This window comes from Saccharothrix carnea (assembly GCF_003014735.1).
GTDB lineage: Bacteria > Actinomycetota > Actinomycetes > Mycobacteriales > Pseudonocardiaceae > Actinosynnema > Actinosynnema carneum.
In genome coordinates this window covers 204575-220854 of sequence record NZ_PYAX01000005.1, presented here as the reverse complement: position 1 = coordinate 220854, position 16280 = coordinate 204575, and the positions used below count along the sequence as shown (strand labels likewise).

15 protein-coding genes are annotated in these 16280 nt (G+C 71.9%); 5 read left to right on the top strand and 10 right to left on the bottom strand.

Annotated elements, in window-relative coordinates:
* Positions 1-88 precede the first annotated feature (88 nt).
* Both B0I31_RS15870 and B0I31_RS15865 read left to right on the top strand, forming a co-directional pair.
* Positions 89-2170 (top strand): PhoX family protein, encoded by a 2082-nt coding sequence (locus B0I31_RS15870; protein ID WP_106616171.1) that lies wholly within the window; start codon positions 89-91, stop codon positions 2168-2170.
* A 212-nt stretch (positions 2171-2382) separates the two neighbouring features.
* Complete coding sequence (locus B0I31_RS15865; protein ID WP_106616170.1) at positions 2383-3063, top strand: SDR family oxidoreductase; 681 nt, start codon at positions 2383-2385, stop codon at positions 3061-3063.
* A gap of 1 nt (position 3064) precedes the next feature.
* On the opposite strand, the gene B0I31_RS15860 is transcribed toward B0I31_RS15865, so the two are convergent.
* Positions 3065-4366: an amidohydrolase family protein gene (locus B0I31_RS15860; protein ID WP_106616169.1), complete on the bottom strand. Its 1302-nt coding sequence runs from the start codon at positions 4364-4366 to the stop codon at positions 3065-3067.
* Between the two features lie 173 nt (positions 4367-4539).
* Between B0I31_RS15860 and B0I31_RS15855 the strand changes: the two genes are divergently transcribed.
* A complete protein-coding gene (locus B0I31_RS15855) occupies positions 4540-5406 on the top strand; it encodes a hypothetical protein (RefSeq protein ID WP_146173858.1) in 867 nt (288 codons plus the stop codon).
* A 32-nt stretch (positions 5407-5438) separates the two neighbouring features.
* On the opposite strand, the gene B0I31_RS15850 is transcribed toward B0I31_RS15855, so the two are convergent.
* The 4 genes from B0I31_RS15850 to B0I31_RS15835 all read right to left on the bottom strand — a co-directional run bounded on the left by B0I31_RS15850 (position 5439) and on the right by B0I31_RS15835 (position 9492).
* On the bottom strand, positions 5439-6599 hold the full coding sequence (locus tag B0I31_RS15850; RefSeq protein ID WP_106616167.1) for a sensor histidine kinase: 1161 nt from the start codon (positions 6597-6599) through the stop codon (positions 5439-5441).
* A 301-nt stretch (positions 6600-6900) separates the two neighbouring features.
* A complete protein-coding gene (locus tag B0I31_RS15845; protein ID WP_245949962.1) occupies positions 6901-8031 on the bottom strand; it encodes a nitric oxide synthase oxygenase in 1131 nt (376 codons plus the stop codon).
* A 154-nt stretch (positions 8032-8185) separates the two neighbouring features.
* The gene (trmB, locus tag B0I31_RS15840; RefSeq protein ID WP_219910742.1) at positions 8186-8818 is read right to left on the bottom strand and encodes a tRNA (guanosine(46)-N7)-methyltransferase TrmB; all 633 of its coding nucleotides are present in this window, start codon (positions 8816-8818) and stop codon (positions 8186-8188) included.
* A gap of 92 nt (positions 8819-8910) precedes the next feature.
* Entirely contained in the window at positions 8911-9492 is a 582-nt protein-coding gene (locus B0I31_RS15835) for a hypothetical protein (RefSeq protein ID WP_106616165.1), read from the bottom strand.
* A 230-nt stretch (positions 9493-9722) separates the two neighbouring features.
* On the opposite strand from B0I31_RS15835, the gene B0I31_RS15830 reads away from it, so the two are divergent.
* Positions 9723-10922: a S8 family serine peptidase gene (locus B0I31_RS15830; protein WP_245949959.1), complete on the top strand. Its 1200-nt coding sequence runs from the start codon at positions 9723-9725 to the stop codon at positions 10920-10922.
* Positions 10923-10976: 54 nt separating this feature from the next.
* On the opposite strand, the gene B0I31_RS15825 is transcribed toward B0I31_RS15830, so the two are convergent.
* The 3 genes from B0I31_RS15825 to B0I31_RS15815 form a co-directional block, all read right to left on the bottom strand.
* The gene (locus B0I31_RS15825; RefSeq protein WP_106616164.1) at positions 10977-11885 is read right to left on the bottom strand and encodes an ABC transporter ATP-binding protein; all 909 of its coding nucleotides are present in this window, start codon (positions 11883-11885) and stop codon (positions 10977-10979) included.
* A 134-nt stretch (positions 11886-12019) separates the two neighbouring features.
* Positions 12020-12781, bottom strand: coding sequence for a hypothetical protein (locus B0I31_RS15820; protein WP_106616163.1), 762 nt, complete (start codon positions 12779-12781; stop codon positions 12020-12022).
* A 6-nt stretch (positions 12782-12787) separates the two neighbouring features.
* A complete protein-coding gene (locus B0I31_RS15815; protein WP_106616162.1) occupies positions 12788-13708 on the bottom strand; it encodes an ABC transporter ATP-binding protein in 921 nt (306 codons plus the stop codon).
* A 213-nt stretch (positions 13709-13921) separates the two neighbouring features.
* Here B0I31_RS15815 and B0I31_RS15810 point away from each other — a divergent pair, with 213 nt between their 5' ends.
* Positions 13922-14356 (top strand): PPOX class F420-dependent oxidoreductase, encoded by a 435-nt coding sequence (locus B0I31_RS15810; RefSeq protein WP_106616161.1) that lies wholly within the window; start codon positions 13922-13924, stop codon positions 14354-14356.
* A 61-nt stretch (positions 14357-14417) separates the two neighbouring features.
* Here the strand turns inward: B0I31_RS15810 and B0I31_RS15805 are convergent, their stop codons facing one another.
* Together B0I31_RS15805 and B0I31_RS15800 are read right to left on the bottom strand one after the other, a co-directional pair.
* On the bottom strand, positions 14418-15068 hold the full coding sequence (locus B0I31_RS15805; protein WP_106616550.1) for a response regulator: 651 nt from the start codon (positions 15066-15068) through the stop codon (positions 14418-14420).
* Positions 15065-16198 carry a sensor histidine kinase gene (locus tag B0I31_RS15800; protein ID WP_146173857.1) on the bottom strand — a complete coding sequence of 378 codons (1134 nt, stop codon included), beginning with the start codon at positions 16196-16198 and terminating at the stop codon, positions 15065-15067. The genes B0I31_RS15805 and B0I31_RS15800 overlap by 4 nt, the downstream gene beginning before the upstream one ends.
* Positions 16199-16280: the final 82 nt, after the last annotated feature.

The following is a 16280-nucleotide window of genomic DNA, read 5'->3' as shown; positions in this document are numbered from 1 at the left end:
TCGCCTCGCGTTCACTTCGAAGTCCGCTGCAGGAGGACTTGCCCTCTTACGGTCGCCCGGTTCCCACTGAGCGATCTCGGAGGTCCGTGTGTCCTCATCCACCGATCGGGGGCGGCGTCTGCTGCCCCTCCTGCCCAACCACCCCCTCGGGCGTTCGGCGATCACCTGCAAGTACCGCTGCGGCGACGCGTGCGCGCACGAGGCGCCCAACACGTCCGACAACGCCTACTTCGGTGACGTCGTCGGCGAGGTCGTGCGTCGGCGTGGCCTGCTCAAGGCCGGCGCGGTGCTCGCCGTCGCGGGCGCGGGTGTCGGGCTGGTCGGTGCCGGCACCGCCGCCGCGAAGCCCGAGGTCGAGGTCGACGCCGACCTGGGTGGCGGTCGCCGCCGGGACGGCCTGAACTTCGCCGCCGTCGCGCCCAACACCGAGGACCGCATCGTCACGCCCGAGGGCTACGACCAGGGTGTCGTGCTGCGCTGGGGCGACCCGGTGCTGCCCGGCGCGCCCGCGTTCGACTTCGACCGCCAGACGCCGGCGGCGCAGGCGAAGCAGTTCGGCTACAACTGCGACTTCGTCGGCCTGGTGCCGGTCGGCCGCCACGACGAGTGGGTGCTGGTGGCCAACCACGAGTACACCTCCGAGGAGTTCCTGTTCAAGAACTGGGACTCCAACAACCCCACCCGTGAGCAGACCGAGATCGCCTGGGCCGCGCACGGCCTGTCCGTGGTGAAGGTCGAGCGCGACCGGCGTAGCGGCAAGCTGGAGCCGAAGCTGGACCGGCGCTACAACCGCCGCCTCACCGCGACCTCGGAGTTCAAGGTCACCGGCCCGGCCGCCGGCTCGAAGTACCTCAAGACCTCGGCCGACCCGACCGGCACGAAGGTGCTGGGCACGCTGAACAACTGCGCCGGGGGCGTCACGCCGTGGGGCACGATCCTGTCCGGCGAGGAGAACTTCAACCAGTACTTCGCCAACGCGGGCTCGGTCACCGACCCGGTGCTGAAGGCGCGGCTGTCCCGCTACGGCCTGTCCGGCGCGGCGTCCACCCGCAAGTGGGAGCGCTTCGACAAGCGCTTCGACGTGGCGCAGGAGCCCAACGAGGTCAACCGGTTCGGCTGGGTCGTCGAGATCGATCCGCTCGACCCGGACTCGACCCCGGTCAAGCACACCGCGCTCGGCCGCTTCAAGCACGAGGGCGCGAACGTGATCATCGCCCGCGACGGCCGCGTGGTCGCGTACATGGGTGACGACGAGCGCTTCGACTACATGTACAAGTTCGTCTCCGACGAGAAGTACAAGCCGGGCAACAGCAAGCACGCCCGTGAGCACAACAAGAAGCTGCTCGACAAGGGCACGCTGTACGTCGCCAAGTTCACCGGCGACAGCCCGGTCGGCGAGATCGACGGCACCGGCAAGCTGCCCGCGGACGGCGAGTTCGACGGCACCGGCGAGTGGATCCCGCTGGCCGCGGGTGACCGCTCGTTCGTGCCCGGCTTCACCGCCGAGGAGGTCTACGTCTTCACGCGGCTCGCGGCCGACGCCGTCGGCCCGACCAAGATGGACCGCCCCGAGGACGTCGAGCCGAACCCGCGCAACCGCCGGGTGTACGCGGCGCTGACCAACAACACCGACCGCGGCAAGGCGGGCAAGGAAGGCGCCACCGAGCCCAACCCGCGCCTGAACAACCGCCACGGTCACGTGCTGGAGCTGGAGGAGCGCCGCGGCGACAACGCCGCCACGTCGTTCTCGTGGAAGCTGCTGCTGGTGTGCGGCGACCCGACCTCGCCGGACACGTACTTCGGCGGCTACGACAAGACCCAGGTCTCGCCGATCTCGTGCCCCGACAACGTGGCGTTCGACGCGCGGGGCAACCTGTGGATCTCCACCGACGGCAACGCCCTGAAGTCCAACGACGGCCTGTTCGCGGTGCCGGTCGAGGGTCCGTTCCGCGGTCGGGTGAAGCAGTTCCTGACCGTGCCGAAGGGTGCCGAGACGTGCGGCCCGGTCATCGAGGACGACTTCGTGCTGGTGGCCGTGCAGCACCCCGGTGAGATCGACGGCGCGTCGGCCAACAACCCGCTGTCGCACTGGCCGGACGGCGGCACCACCCAGCCCCGCCCGTCCGTGGTCGCGGTGTGGAAGAAGGACAAGGGCCGCATCTGCGGCTGACCCCGAGGTGGAGGGCTCGCGCCACCGCGCCCGAGCCCTCCACCGACTTCTCCACAGGCAAGGGACTTGTCCACAGGCGATGCCCGACACCGACGATTCGTCGGTCCTGTGTGGAAGGGTGAAAGCAGGGGTCCCCTTGGCGGGGACGCCTGCGAAGCGGCGTGGTTGCCCGGTAGGGCACGTCGCGGGCGGTGGTTGGTTAGGGTCGAGGCATGAGTCGTCCCGTTGCTCTGATCACCGGTGCCTCGCGCGGCATCGGCGCGGCCGTGGCGCGGGTGCTCGCGCCGACGCACGACCTGTTGCTCGGTGGTCGGGATGAGGAAGCGCTGCGAGAGCTGGCCGGGTCGCTGGACTCCGCCCGCCCGTGGCCCGTGGAGCTGACCGACGCCGACGCGCTGGCCGCCGCCACCGCCGAGCTCACCCGCCTGGACGTCCTCGTGCACAGTGCGGGCATCGCCGAGCTCGGCCCGCTCGCCGAGGCCACGGCCGACGTCTGGCGCCGCACCCTCGACGTGAACGTGGTCGCGGTCGCGGAGCTCACCCGCTTGACGCTTCCGCTGCTGCGCGCCCACCGCGGCCACGTCGTGCTGATCAACTCCGGCGCGGGCCTGCGCGCGAATCCCGACTGGGGCGTCTACGCGGCCAGCAAGTTCGCGCTGCGGGCCTTCGGTGACGCTCTGCGCGCCGAAGAAGAAGACCTCCGCGTCACGTCCGTCCACCCCGGACGCGTCGACACCGACATGCAGCGCGGCGTCCGCGCGCAGGAGAACGGCGACTACCAGCCGCACCTCTACCTGCACCCGGACTCCGTCGCCCAGGCCGTCGTCACCGCCGTCAACGCGGGCGACGACGCCCACTTCACCGAGATCGTCGTCCGCCCGCGCCCCCGCTGACCTACCGCAGGCGGGCCGCCACCTCGCGCACGCCGGCCTGCGCCTCACGCCGGTCGACGTTGGTCGTCTCACCGTCGGCCACGACCTGTTTGCCCGCCACCCACACGTCCTTGACCCGGCGCGTGCCCGACGCCCACACCAGGTTCGCCAGCACCTGCTCGTCCGGCGCGTCCAAGCCCGTGGCGAACGCCGGGTCGTCCACGTCCACGTGCACGACGTCACCCCACCGACCAGGCTCCAACGCACCGAGGTCGTCCCGGCCCAACGCCGCCGCACCACCGCGCGTGGCCAGCAGCAACGCGTCCGCCGCCCGCATCGCGGTCGCGTCCTGCGACGTCACCCGCGCCAGCAGCGCCGCCAACCTGGCCTCCTCGAACAGGTCCAGGTCGTCGTTGGACGAGGGCCCGTCCGTGCCCAAGCCGACCGCGATGCCCGCGTCCAAGTAGGACCGCAGCGGTGCGATGCCGGACGCCAGCTTGGTGTTCGACCCGGGGCAGTGCGCGATCCCGACCCCGTGCTCGACGTAGATGGCGACGTCCTCCGGCGACAGGTGCACGGAGTGCGCCGACAGCACCCGCCCGCCCAGCACGCCCGCCTGCTCCAGCAACCGCGGCACGGAACCGTGCGACGCCCGCTGCTCGACGTCCTCCTCGGGCGACTCGGCCACGTGCACCTGCACCAACGCCCCGCGCTCGCGCGCCTCACCCGCGATCTCGCCCAGCGCCTCCGGCGACAGGATGTACGCCGAGTGCGGCCCGTAGCTCAGCTCCACCCGCTCGTCCGGCCCGAACCGCAGCCCGTCCGCGTCGATCCACCGGGTGATCTCGTCGGTCATCGGCCGCCACGGCATCCCCGGCAGGTCCATGATCGCCGCACCGAACAGCACCCGCGACCCGGCCGCCAGCACCGCGTCCACCAGCTGCTCGCCGTGGAAGTACATCTCCGCGCTCGTGGTCACGCCGTTGCGCAGCATCTCCACCGCGCCGAGCAGCATGCCGACCCGGATGTCGGACGGCTTCATCTTCGCCTCGGCCGGCCACATCGCCTCGCGCAGCCAGCGCAGCAGCGGCAGGTCGCCGCCCATCCCGCGCAGCAGCACCATCGGGCTGTGCGCGTGGGCGTTCACCAGGCCGGGCAACAGGATCCCGCTCAGCCGGCGGACCTCGCCGGTGAACTCCGGCGCGTCGGCCTCCGCGCCGACGTGCGTGATCCGGCCGTCGACGACGTCGACCACGGCGTCACGCAGGACGGTGCAGGCGGGATCGCAGGGCAGGACGACGGGGGCGTGCAGGCGCAGCGACATACCCCGATCCTGCCGCACTCGATCGAGCGACACACAACGTGGCGGTGCACGCGTCACCCCGTAACCCGAACAGTGGGTTTGACCTTCTCGGGCGGTGTTCACCCGCCGGATGGACGTAATCTCCGAAACGTTGGGAGAGGTGGTGGTCCCGCTGATCCGGCGAAGGAGTGACAGTGGCTCGTAACGGTACAAGTGGCCAACCCGGCGAGCGGCGCGGCAGGGGTGAGCCCGCGGCGGCGGTCCTGCGATCGGAGGCTGACTTCTCCGAGCCGGACCTGTCCCGGGAACGTCGGTGGCTCGCGTTGTTCCTGCTGGTGCACCTGGTGGACGACCAGGGCCGGATGAGCACCGCGTACCGGCGGGTGCTCCGGCGTGCCGCGCGAACACCCGGGCACTGGGCGCAGGGCCGGTCGCTCGGGTCGGTGCGGGCCGAGGTGACGCGCTGGATCGGCGCGCAGGCGCGGCCGGACACCGTGCCGCCGTGGAGCCGGCTCGTCGACCTGATCAACGCCGCCGTCCACCCCGAACACGTGCAGGACGTCCTGGCGACCGCCCGCCACCTGCACCGACTCGTCACCGGCGAGGAGACGGACGGACCACGCCCGCGCTGGCTGGACCCGTCGGTCGAGAACATCACCACCGCGATGATCGGCGGCCCGGGATGGGCCCGGAAGTACGGGCTGCCGGTCCCCGAGGGCTGGGAACCCGACCCCGCGGCCGACGAGGACGAGGCGCCGGACCGGGAGTCGAGCGCGTACGAGCTGCTGTGGACGGTGGTCCGGGTGCACCGCGACGCGGAGGCGCGGATCGCCGAGCTGGAGCACCAGGTGCGCCAGTTGCACGAGGAGAACGCCCGGCTCTCCGGCGACGTCACCACCTGGCTCGGCGACTACCGGCCGACGATCCCCGACCAGGACCGGGGTGGTCACCGTGCCCGCCGCCCGGTCGCCGACCGGCACCTCGGCGCGCTCGACCCGGCGCAGTCCTTCACCTACCCGCTGCCCGCGGAACTGCCCGCCTCACACCCCACCGCGGGCTGACCGCGGTGCGGTCGACCCACCGGCCAGGCGGGTCACCGCGTCACGGGCAGGGCGGCGCGCACCTCCCAGCCACCACCGGCGCGCGCACCCGCGCTGAACCGCCCGCCCAGCAGCTCGACCCGCTCGCGCATGCCCACCAACCCGTAACCGCCGGAGCCGCCGACGGGCGCCGTCCTCTGCGCCCGCCCGTCGTCGGCCACCACCACGTGCACCACACCGTCCGAAACGGACACCGAGACGTCCACAGAGGACACGTCCTCGGCGTGCTTGCGCGCGTTGGTCAACGACTCCTGCACCAACCGCAGCACCGAGCGGCCCAGGGACGGCGGCACCGGTTCCGGCAGGTCGACGTGCAGCCGCACGGGCTGCCCGGACCGCTCCACCACCCCGCGCACGTCATCGGCCAGGTCGCTGGACGCGGTGGGCGCGTCGGCGTCGGTGCCGCGCAGCGTGCCCACCAGGCGGCGCATCTCGGTCAACGCCTCGTTGCCGCTGCGCACGATGATCGGCAACGCCTCCCGCGCCGCCGCCGGCACGGCCTGCGCCGCCTGCGCGTGCACCACCATCCCGGTCACGTAGTGCGCGATCACGTCGTGCAGCTCGCGGGCCAGCGCCATGCGCTCGGCGTGCTGCGCCGCCGCGACCTCGGCCCGCACGGCGGTCGCGCGTTCCCGGTCGCGGGCCCGGAAGTACAGCCCGGTGCCGACCGACAGCGCCAGCAGCACCCCGCCGAACACCGCCTGCGCGCCGAACCCGGGACCGTCGTAGTCGTCCGGCCAGTACGGCGACCGGTACTCCGGCCGCACGAGCGCGGCGACCACCGACACGGCGACGAGCAGCACCGCCCCGGTCACCGCGCGCACCGGCGGCGCCTGCCGCACCACCACCGCGACGATCGCCATCAGCGCCGCCACCTCGGCCACCACCAGGCCGCCGAGCATCGGCGTCACGGGCGCGACACCGGCCACGCGCAGCACGACCGAACTCGCCGGCACCGCCGCCGCGGCGGTCAGCGCGGCGTCGAACGGGCGCCGGGGCGCGAGCACGGCCAGCACGCACACGACCACCTCGCCGGGGACGTGCCACCAGCCGACCTCACCGAGGAACTCGCCGCCGACGAAGAAGAGCAGGGCGCAGGCCAGCGGCCACTGGCGGCGGAGCAGGGGCCGCCACCCGAGGTGAGTGCTCTCCACGGGACCTCACCGTAGGTGGTCGCGCGGCGGGGCGCGTCCGACCCGGGTCGGGTGGGCCGTCAGCCGCAAGGCTGACCCGAACGCCTGCGGAAACACACCAGTGGCCGATGTCGGATGACGAATCCCGGGGTGACTCTTGAGTGGTGAGTCGGGGAACGGGAGGAACACCATGTTCGGAGTGGTCGCTACTTGGGCGGGCGCCGTGCTGGGCCTGCTGGTGCTGGTCCTGATGGCGTTGTCGGGCGTGCTGGTCGATTCCGAGCGCTGACCGGACGGCTACGAGGCGTATCGGGGACCGCGCTCAGCCGCCGACGCCTTCGACGCGCCGCCGGAGCAGTTCGGCGAGGCGTCCGGGTGACTGGGGGCGGGTCGTCTCCGCGGGGGCGGGGGCGAAGCGGGCGGGGCCGCCGGCGCGGGCACGGCGGGCCGCCGAGGGGTCGAGGCGGAAGGCGGGCCGGTTGCCGGAGTGGCGTTGCCGCGAGCGCAGCCACGACAGCCGGTGCCGCGATTCGGCGTGGTGGTCGGTGATGGTCACCGACGCGAGGTCGAACGAGTGCAGCACGGCCCGGTTCAGCTCCACCACGGCGCGGTCGCGCCACAGCGAGCGCTCGGTGGACGTGTCCAGACCCAGCGCCTCGGCGACGGGCCGGGCCGCGCCGTAGGCGTTCTCGTCGGCGAGGCTCCTGGCGCCGATCTCGGAGCCGACGAACCACGAGTTGAACGGCGCGGCGGGGTAGGTGACGCCGCCGATGGTCAGCCGCATGTTCGTGATCACGGGCACCGCGTGCCAGCGCAGCCCGAGCCGGCCGAACCAGGGCAGCTCGGGGTGTTCGAGCATCACCTCGTGCACCACGTCGGGCGGCACGTCGAACAGTCGCACGCCCTCGTGCGCGGTCTCCACCACGAGCGGCAGCGGGTCGAAGCGGCCGGTCGGCGTCGGCGCCCGCCACCCCATGCCCTGCACGACGTCGGTGAACTCGCGGTAGCGGCGGTCACCGGTGCCGTCGCCGTAGCCCGCGTACCGGACCAGCTGCTCGTTCCAGATGCACGGCCCCGGCGCGGTCGGGGTGTCCGGCGCGAACACCGTGACCAGCGGGCGGATCTCGCCGCCGTTGGTGGCCAGGCGCAGGTGCTCGACGCACTCGGCGGCGACGGCGCCCGCGTTGCGGAAACCGCGCAGGTCGCGGACCTTGAGCCGGCGCCACGGCACGCCGCTGGTGCACCAGCCCGAGTCGCGCAGCGCGATCCGCGCGCCGTAGGCGAGCTCGTGGGTGGTGTGGCGGTAGGTGCCGGTGTCGGCGATCTCGTCGCGGACCTCGTTCAGGCGTGGTCCGACCGGTCCGGCTTCGGGGTGGGCGATGTGGAACATGCGGAGGAAGCCCTCCGCCGCGTCCACGTCGAACGTTATCGGTTCGTTGTCTACTGCGGTCACGGGCGGCAACCGTAGTTGCGGATCGGCGTCACGCGTCACTGCCAGACGGGGCACATCGGGTGATCGACAAATCCCACTCGATCCGGTGACGAATCCACGCGCAGTCGCCGCATCGTCCGTTCGGACCCGTGACTTTATGCCACGGTCGGGTGACTTACCCCCGCTCGAACATCAGGTCGTGGCTGATCCGCTCCTCCTCGACCGCCCGCTGCTCGAACTTGGTCACCGGCCGCCACTCCGGCCGCGGCGCCCACCCGTCGTACCGGTTGCGCAGCAGAGGCTCGGCCGAGCACACCGCGAGCATCTGCTCGGCGTACTCCTCCCAGTCCGTGGCCAGGTGCAGCACGCCACCCGGCTTCAGCCGCGTCGCCACCAGGTGCACGAACTCCGGCTGCACGAGCCGGCGCTTGTGGTGCTTCTTCTTCGGCCACGGGTCGGGGAAGTAGATCCGCACCTCGGCCAGGGCACCGGGCTCCACGTGCTCGGTGAGCAGGTCGACCGCGTCACCGCGAAGGACCCGCAGGTTGGTCACGTCGAGCGCCTCGGCGCGCAGCAGCAGCTGCGCCAGGCCGGGCTTGTAGACCTCGACGGCCACGTAGTTGACGTCGGGCGCGGCGGCGACGAGCTGCGAGGTGGTCTCGCCCATCCCGGAACCGATCTCGAGGACCACCGGCGCCTCGCGCCCGAACCACTCGTCGAAGTGCACGGGACCGGCCGGGAGCGCCTTGACCTCCTGGCCCAAGCGCTCCCAGTGGCGGTCCCATGCGCGCTGCTGCCCCACGGTCATCCGTTCGCCGCGTTGGACGTAGCTGACGACGGATCGGTGGTGCGGCGGTCGCTGGTGGCTGGACGTCACGGGCGTACAGCCTAGGTGGTGCGCTAAGCGATGTTCTCCAGGTCCTCGATCTGCTCACGCAGCTCGGCGGGGGTGAACTCGATGGGTTGGCGCTGACCGGGGCCCCGGTGCGCGGGGAGCAGGTCCACGAAACCGGGGTGCCGGTCGGTGAACTGCACGGTGGTCGGCTCGGCGGGGCCGTAGACGCCGCTCTCGGACGGCACGAACTCCCAGTAGCCGACCTCGCCCTCGGTCGCCCAGGGGACGAACACCCAACCCGGTCGGCTGCCCAGCAACCGGGTCACCTCGTCCTCCAGGGCGAACGCCGCCGCGCGCGAGGCGATCCTGCCCCGGTCCAGGGCCCTGAGCCACCACGGTGCGGGTGCGTCGGGGCCTACCGCGCGGAACATGGCGAGCACTTGCTGCTCGTCGGCCTTGTGGATCCAAGCCCGACGCGTCTGTGCGGGTGAGTCGGCGACACCGACCCCTCCCGCCGCTTCGATCGCGTGCGACCATTCCAACGCCAACATCGGTTCGACGCGAAGGGCGTGGTCGCGTTGCCGTGGCAGCTCCTTCGACCCGGTGGCCGACTGGTCGGCGTTCAGGTCCGGATCAAGCACCGTCACGGGTTCACCTCCGGTGGGTTCCTTGACGGGGGGTATCCGAATTCGCGTGCGGGCAGGCGCCCACCTCACGATTCGTGCTTTCCATCTGACCCGGTTCAGAAGCGCTTGTCATGGGGCTGTGCCGGAGTTCACGACGTCTTAACGAACGCCTTACTCCGCTTGCCGGAATCCAGATCTGTGAAACATGATTGAGATGGAATATCTGTGATCCCGAGCACAAGGGGAATTGGGTGACGGGGAGAGCGGTGGCCGCCGCGATCTTGATCGCGATGGTGGTCCCGGGCGTGGCCCGGGCGCAGACGATCGAGGAGCAGCAGTGGCACCTGGCCGCCTTGGGCGTCCAGACCGCGCACGCCACCACGCGCGGTGACGGCGTGGTGGTCGCGGTGGTCGACTCGGGCGTCGACGACACCCGGCCCGACCTCGCCGGCGCGCTGCTGCCGGGCACCGGGTTCGGCTCGGCGGCCGGCACGGACGGCACCGAGGACAACGACGGCCACGGCACCGCGATGGCGACGCTGATCGCCGGCCGGGCGGTGGACGGCGGCGCGCTAGGAGTGGCGCCCGGCGCGATGATCCTGCCCATCTCGGTCGGCGCGGACGGCGACAAGTTCACCACCGCGTCCGTCGCCGAGGGCGTGACCTGGGCCGTCGACCAGGGCGCCGACGTGATCAACCTGTCGCTGACCTCGCTCGCCACGCTCACCCCCGACCTGCTGCGGGCGGTCAACTACGCGTTCGACCACGACATCGTGGTGGTCGCCGGCACCGGCAACGACGGTGACGAGCACGTGGGCGCGCCCGCGAACATCAAGGGCGTCATCGCGGTCTCCGGCACGGTCAAGGGCAACGGGGTGTGGCCGGAGTCCAACACCGGCCCGGAGACCGTGCTGGCGGCGCCCGCGCAGCGGATCGTGACCGCCGTGCCGCTGAAGGTCGTGGACACCGGCTACGCCGAGGTGGACGGCACGAGCGCGGCGACGGCGCTGGTCTCGGGCGCGGCGGCGCTGGTGCGCGCCCGCTACCCGGAGATGGACGCGGGCAACGTGGTGAACCGGCTCATCGCCACCGCGACCGACCTGCTGGCGCCCGGCCGGGACCACGCGACCGGGTTCGGCCAGGTCGACCCGGTCGCCGCGCTGACCGCCGACGTGCCGCCGGTGGAGCGCAACCCGCTCGCGCCGCCGCCGCCCACGTCGTCGGCCGCGCCGCCGCCGACATCGGACGAAGGTCTGGCCGCGCCGCCCTCCGACGTGGACGGTGGCACCCGGCTGCTGGTCGCGTTCGGCGGTTTGACCGCGGTGGGTGCCGTGGTGGCGGTGGTCAGCCTGCTGCTGGCCAGGCGCAGCCGAATCCGCCGCGCGCCGGTACCGGTCGTCACCGAAATCCCGCCGCCGTCCGACGACTTCTGGCGCAACGACCGGTTCTGACGCGTGCGCGCGGTCGGCGAATCCGTTTCCCGCCTTCCCGGTGGGAACCGGTCGTCACTCGGCCGCGTGGTATTCCACGGATTCCTTCGTGAGTTGCATGAAGGCCTCCTCCAGCGAACCGAGTTGCGGGCTCAGCTCGTGCAACGTGATGCCGTTCGACGCGGCGAGCTCGCCGATGAACGACGCCTCCACCCCGTGCACGACGAGCGCGCCGTCCGACGCCGCGGCCTCGGCGATGCGGGCGCGTCCGTCCAGCAGCTCGCGCAACCGGTCGAGCTGCGGCGAGCGGACCCGGACGGTGTCCTCGGTGGCGTCCTTGATGAACTGCGCGGTGCTGGTCTGCGAGATGAGCTTGCCGCGCCCGATGACGACCAGGTCCTGCGCGGTCTGGGCCATCTCCGACAGCAGGTGGCTGGACACGAACACGGTGCGGCCCTCGTCGGCGAGCCGGTGCATGAACTGGCGGATCCAGAGGATGCCCTCCGGGTCCAGGCCGTTGACCGGCTCGTCGAACAGCAGCACCTTGGGGTCGCCGAGCAGCGTGCCCGCGATGCCGAGCCGCTGGGACATGCCCAGGGAGAACCCGCCGGCGCGGCGCTTGGCGACCTGCGTGAGGCCGACCATGTCCAGCACCTCGTCCACCCGCCGGTCCGGGAGCCGGTTCGACCTGGCCAGCCACTGCAGGTGCGCCCGCGCGGACCGGTTCGGGTGCACCCACTTCGCGTCCAGCAGCGCGCCGACCACGCGCAGCGGCTGCTTGAGCGACCGGTAGTCCTGACCGTTCACGGTGACCTTGCCGCGGGTGGGTGCGTCCAGGCCCAGGATCATCCGCATGGTGGTGGACTTGCCCGCGCCGTTGGGACCCAGGAACCCGGTGACCCGACCCGGCTGGGCGCTGAACGACAGGTCGTCCACCGCCACCGTCCTGCCGTAGTGCTTGGTGAGGCCGGTCGCTTCGATCATGACATCTCCCGTCCGATCCAACCGCTGTGGCGAACCTATGGCAGAAGAGCCCGGGCCACCCCCGAAGGTGACCCGAGCTCCCCCTTTCCCCCTCCACGCGCACCGGCCCCGACTCCGGTCACGCGGTGCTCCCGTTACGCGTCCCGCCGCTTCACCACGACCAGCGAGATGATGTAGATGGCCAGCGCGATGGCGGCGAAGTACCCGAACGAACCCCACGGGCTCAGCTCGCCGATCGCGGGCGGCCCGGCACCCTCCGGGATCGCGCTCGCGTCCGGGTCGCCGAAGATGAACTTGCTGGCCACGGTGAACGGCATCCACTTCTGGATGTCGTCGCCGATGTTCGGGATGAACGCGATCACGCTCTCCACCACCAGCGCGAACACCAGGATGATCGACACCGCGCCCGCGGTCTGCCGCACCAGCGCGCCCACGCCCAGGGCGAGCAGCGCGCCCGCCGCGAACACCAGGCCGACGCCGGCGACGTGCCGCCAGTCGTTGGCCGTGGTCAGCGCGAGGTCGGAGTTGTCCTCGGCGAGCAGCCAGCTCAGGCCCCACGACCCGAACGACGAGGCCAGGCCGACCAGCGCCGAGAGCAGCACCACGACGACCGCCTTGGCGATCATCGGGGAGATGCGGTCCGGCACCGCCTGGAACGTGGACTTGATCGTGCCGAAGCGGTACTCGGTGGTGACCGCGAGCGCGGCCATCACCATGATCACGTACAGCCCGAACGTGTGGGTGAACACCGCGCCCAGCACGGGCATCGGCGAGCCGTCCCAGTTGGCCGCGATGATCGCGGTGATGCCGATGGTCAACCCGAGTGCCAGCAGCATGCACCACCAGGGCGAGCGGGTGGAGAAGAGCTTGATCCGTTCAACGGCGAGCAGAGTCATCGGTGGTCACTTCCCCGTCTCGGCGAGTTCGGCGTGGTACTCGACAGAATCGCCGGTGAGCTGCATGAATGCTTGTTCGAGCGAACCGCGCTGCGGGCTCAGCTCGTGCAGCACCACGCCGCTCGCCGCCGCGATGTCCCCGATCTCGTCGCTCTGCGCACCCGATACGGTGAGCGAGCCATCGGTGTCCTCACGCACGGTGAAGCCCTTGTCGACGAGCATCGCACCCAGCTTGTCCGCGTGCGGGCTGCGCACCCGGACGGTGTTCTCGGTCGACCGCTCCACGAACTCGGTGGTGCTGGACTGCGAGATGAGCTTGCCGCGCCCGATGACCACGAGGTCCTGGGCGGTCAGCGCCATCTCCGACAGCAGGTGGCTCGACACCAGCACGGTGCGGCCCTCGGCGGCCAGGCCCTGCATGAACTGGCGGATCCAGAGGATGCCCTCCGGGTCCAGGCCGTTGACCGGCTCGTCGAACAGCAGCACCTTCGGGTCGCCCAGCAGGGCGCCCGCGATGCCGAGCCGCTGGGACATGCCCAGGGAGAAGCCGCCCGCGCGGCGCTTGGCGACCTTGGTCAGGCCGACCAGGTCGAGCACCTCGTCCACCCGGCGGTCGGGCAGGCCGTTGGACTTGGCCAGCCACTGCAGGTGCGCCCGCGCGGAGCGGTTGGGGTGCACCCACTTGGCGTCGAGCAGCGCGCCGACGGTGCGCAGCGGGCGGTCGAGCTGCGCGTACGGCTTGCCGTCGATCAGCACCTTGCCCGCGCTCGGCCGGTCGAGGCCGAGGATCATGCGCATGGTGGTGGACTTGCCCGCGCCGTTCGGGCCGAGGAAGCCGGTGACCCGACCTGGTTCGACGGTGAAGGACAAGTTGTCCACCGCCACCGTCTTCCCGTAGCGCTTGGTGAGGCCGACAGCCTCGATCATGGTTTCTCCCCTGGACGACACATCCCCCGGACTGGGCTGAACCTTGCCCGATCCACGGGGTCCCGCACATCGGTCTGTAGTTGACTCGTGCGTGCGACTTCAGTCTTATCGTTGTCGCTACCTCGGTTGTAGTAATCCGTGTTCACCCTGAGTTGTCCCCTAGGCGTTCACCGGGTCGTCCTCAGGGATGGGATGGCCCTACGGTGTGCGGTCATGGGCAACAGCGACGCACCCCAGGGCTGGTGGCGCGAGTTCGTGTCGGCCACGCCCGCCCGGACCGGCAAGCTCGCGGTCGTCCGCGCGGACGGGTCGCCGCACGTCACACCCGTCTGGGTGGACCTCGACGGCGGCACGCTCGTGTTCACCACGCAGGTGGGGTCGATCAAGGGCAGGGCGATCCGGCGCGACGGCCGGGTGTCGGTCTGCCTGGACGACGAACGGCCGCCGTTCGCGTTCGTCACCGTCTCCGGCCGCGCCGACGTCCTCGACGACCCCGAGCAGGTGCGCTACTGGGCGGGCCGCATCGGCGCCCGCTACATGGGCGCGGCCCGGGCGAACGAGTTCGCCGAGCGCAACGGCGGCCCGGGCGAGGTGGTCGTCCGCATCCGTGACGCCAAGGTCATCGCCAAACCGGCCATAACGGACTAACCGCGCGAGTCCTACGTCCAGAACGCGTGTGTCGTACGTTCAGGACCCCCGAGTTCAACACTCAGGACGGCCGGACGAGCCCGTGCCGGTACGCCAGCGCGACCAGCTGCGCCCGGTCGCGCGCACCCAGTTTCGCCAGCGCCCGGCTGATGTGCGTCTTGGTCGTGGCCGGGCTGATCACCAGCTCACGGGTGATCTCCGCGTTGCTCAACCCCTGCGCGGCGAGCGCGACGACCTCCCGCTCCCGCGCGGTGAGCTGGTCGAACACCCCGTGGTCCACGGCGGCCGGCTTGGTCATCCGGGCGATCAGCCGCCGGGTCAGCCCCGGCGACAGCAGCTCCTCGCCGCCCGCCACGACCCGGATGCCGTGCAGCAGCTGCGCCGGGTCGGTGTTCTTCAGCAGGAACCCGCTCGCGCCCGCGGCCAGGCCCTCGACCACGTAGTCGTCCTGGTCGAACGTGGTCAGGATCAGCACCCGCACGCCGGACAGCTCCGGGTCGCCCACGATCCGCCGGATGCCCTCCAACCCGTCCACGCCCGGCATCTGCACGTCCATGAGCACGACGTCCGGCCGGGTCTCCCGCGCCAACGCCGCCGCCGTCCCGCCGTCACCGGCCTCACCGACCACGGCCATGTCCGGCTCGCTGTCGATCAGCACCCGGAACCCGCCGCGCACCAGCGCCTGGTCGTCGGCGACGAGCACCCTGATCACCGGACCTCCCGCGTCGGCAGCGAGCACCGCACCTCGAACCCGCCGGCCACCGGTCCCGCCGACAGCTCGCCACCCAGCGCACGGGCCCGCGCCCGCATTCCCCCGATCCCGTGACCGCCGACCGGGGACGGCCCGGACGACCCCGACCCGGCCGGTGACCCGTTGTCCCGCACCACGACCTCCAACGACCCGTCCCCGAACGCCAGCGACAGCCACACCTTCGACGCGTCCGAGTGCCGCCGCACGTTGGTCAGCGACTCCTGCACGATCCGGAACGCCGCCAGGTCCACCGCCACCGGCACGGCCCGGTCCTCACCGGTCACCGACAGCTCCACCCGCACCCCGGCCACGTCCAGCAGCTTCTCCAGCTGCGCCAACCCGCCGTCCGCGGTGAGCGCCCGCACGTTGCGCGACCGCATCACGCCCAGCAGCACCTGCACCTCGGCCAACCCGTCGTCGCTGATCCGCTTGATCGCCTGCAACGCCTCGGCGGCCTGCTCCGGCCGACGACCCATCACGTGCACCGCCACCCCGGCCTGCACGCTGATCGCCGCCATCGTGTGCCCGAACACGTCGTGCAGCTCCCGGGCGATCTCCAGCCGCTCCTCGGCCGCCTGCGCCTTGGCCTGCTCCGACCTCGCCTGCGCGATCCGCTCGGCCCGTTCCCGCGCACCCGCCCGGAACGCCCGGTGCGAGTGCACGGCCGCGCCGAGCGCCGTCGCCGCCGCCTCCAGCGGGATCGCGTTGGCGACCTGGTCGCCGAACCACTCCCCGCCCATGGTCACCCCCACCGTGATCACCGTGGTGGCCGCCGTGACCAGCGCGCCGCCGACACCGGCCCGCCAACCGCGGTGCGCGGCCACGGTGTAGCAGGCGATCAGCGGCGCGACCGTCACCAGCCGGCCGTGGTAGTCCAGGTGGAACCACGTGAGCGTGATCGCGTTCGCCGCCAGGAGCACCGGCCACGGGTACCGCCGGCGCAGCGCCACGGCCACGCCGAGCGCGACGGCCAACGCCACCGCGCCCCAGTCCAGCGGCCCCTCGGGACCTTCCGGCCCGACCCCGAGCAGGCTCAACCCGAGCACCACGGCCGCCAGCCCCGCACCCAGCGCGATGTCGGCCCGTGCCATGGTCACTTCCCTCGTCCACACCGTCGAACCGTGCCCGGCCGGCCGGGTCGACCGCATCGGCCCACGGCGGACACCTCGCGTA

Excerpts from the sequence above, each read along its gene's own strand:
- B0I31_RS15865 (WP_106616170.1), top strand. The coding sequence starts at position 2,383 with ATGAGTCGTCCCGTTGCTCTGATCACCGGTGCCTCGCGCGGCATCGGC.
- B0I31_RS15860 (WP_106616169.1), bottom strand. The coding sequence starts at position 4,366 with ATGTCGCTGCGCCTGCACGCCCCCGTCGTCCTGCCCTGCGATCCCGCC.
- trmB (WP_219910742.1), bottom strand. The coding sequence starts at position 8,818 with ATGACCGTGGGGCAGCAGCGCGCATGGGACCGCCACTGGGAGCGCTTG.
- B0I31_RS15825 (WP_106616164.1), bottom strand. The coding sequence starts at position 11,885 with ATGATCGAAGCGACCGGCCTCACCAAGCACTACGGCAGGACGGTGGCG.
- B0I31_RS15820 (WP_106616163.1), bottom strand. The coding sequence starts at position 12,781 with ATGACTCTGCTCGCCGTTGAACGGATCAAGCTCTTCTCCACCCGCTCG.
- B0I31_RS15815 (WP_106616162.1), bottom strand. The coding sequence starts at position 13,708 with ATGATCGAGGCTGTCGGCCTCACCAAGCGCTACGGGAAGACGGTGGCG.
- B0I31_RS15810 (WP_106616161.1), top strand. The coding sequence starts at position 13,922 with ATGGGCAACAGCGACGCACCCCAGGGCTGGTGGCGCGAGTTCGTGTCG.
- B0I31_RS15800 (WP_146173857.1), bottom strand. The coding sequence starts at position 16,198 with ATGGCACGGGCCGACATCGCGCTGGGTGCGGGGCTGGCGGCCGTGGTG.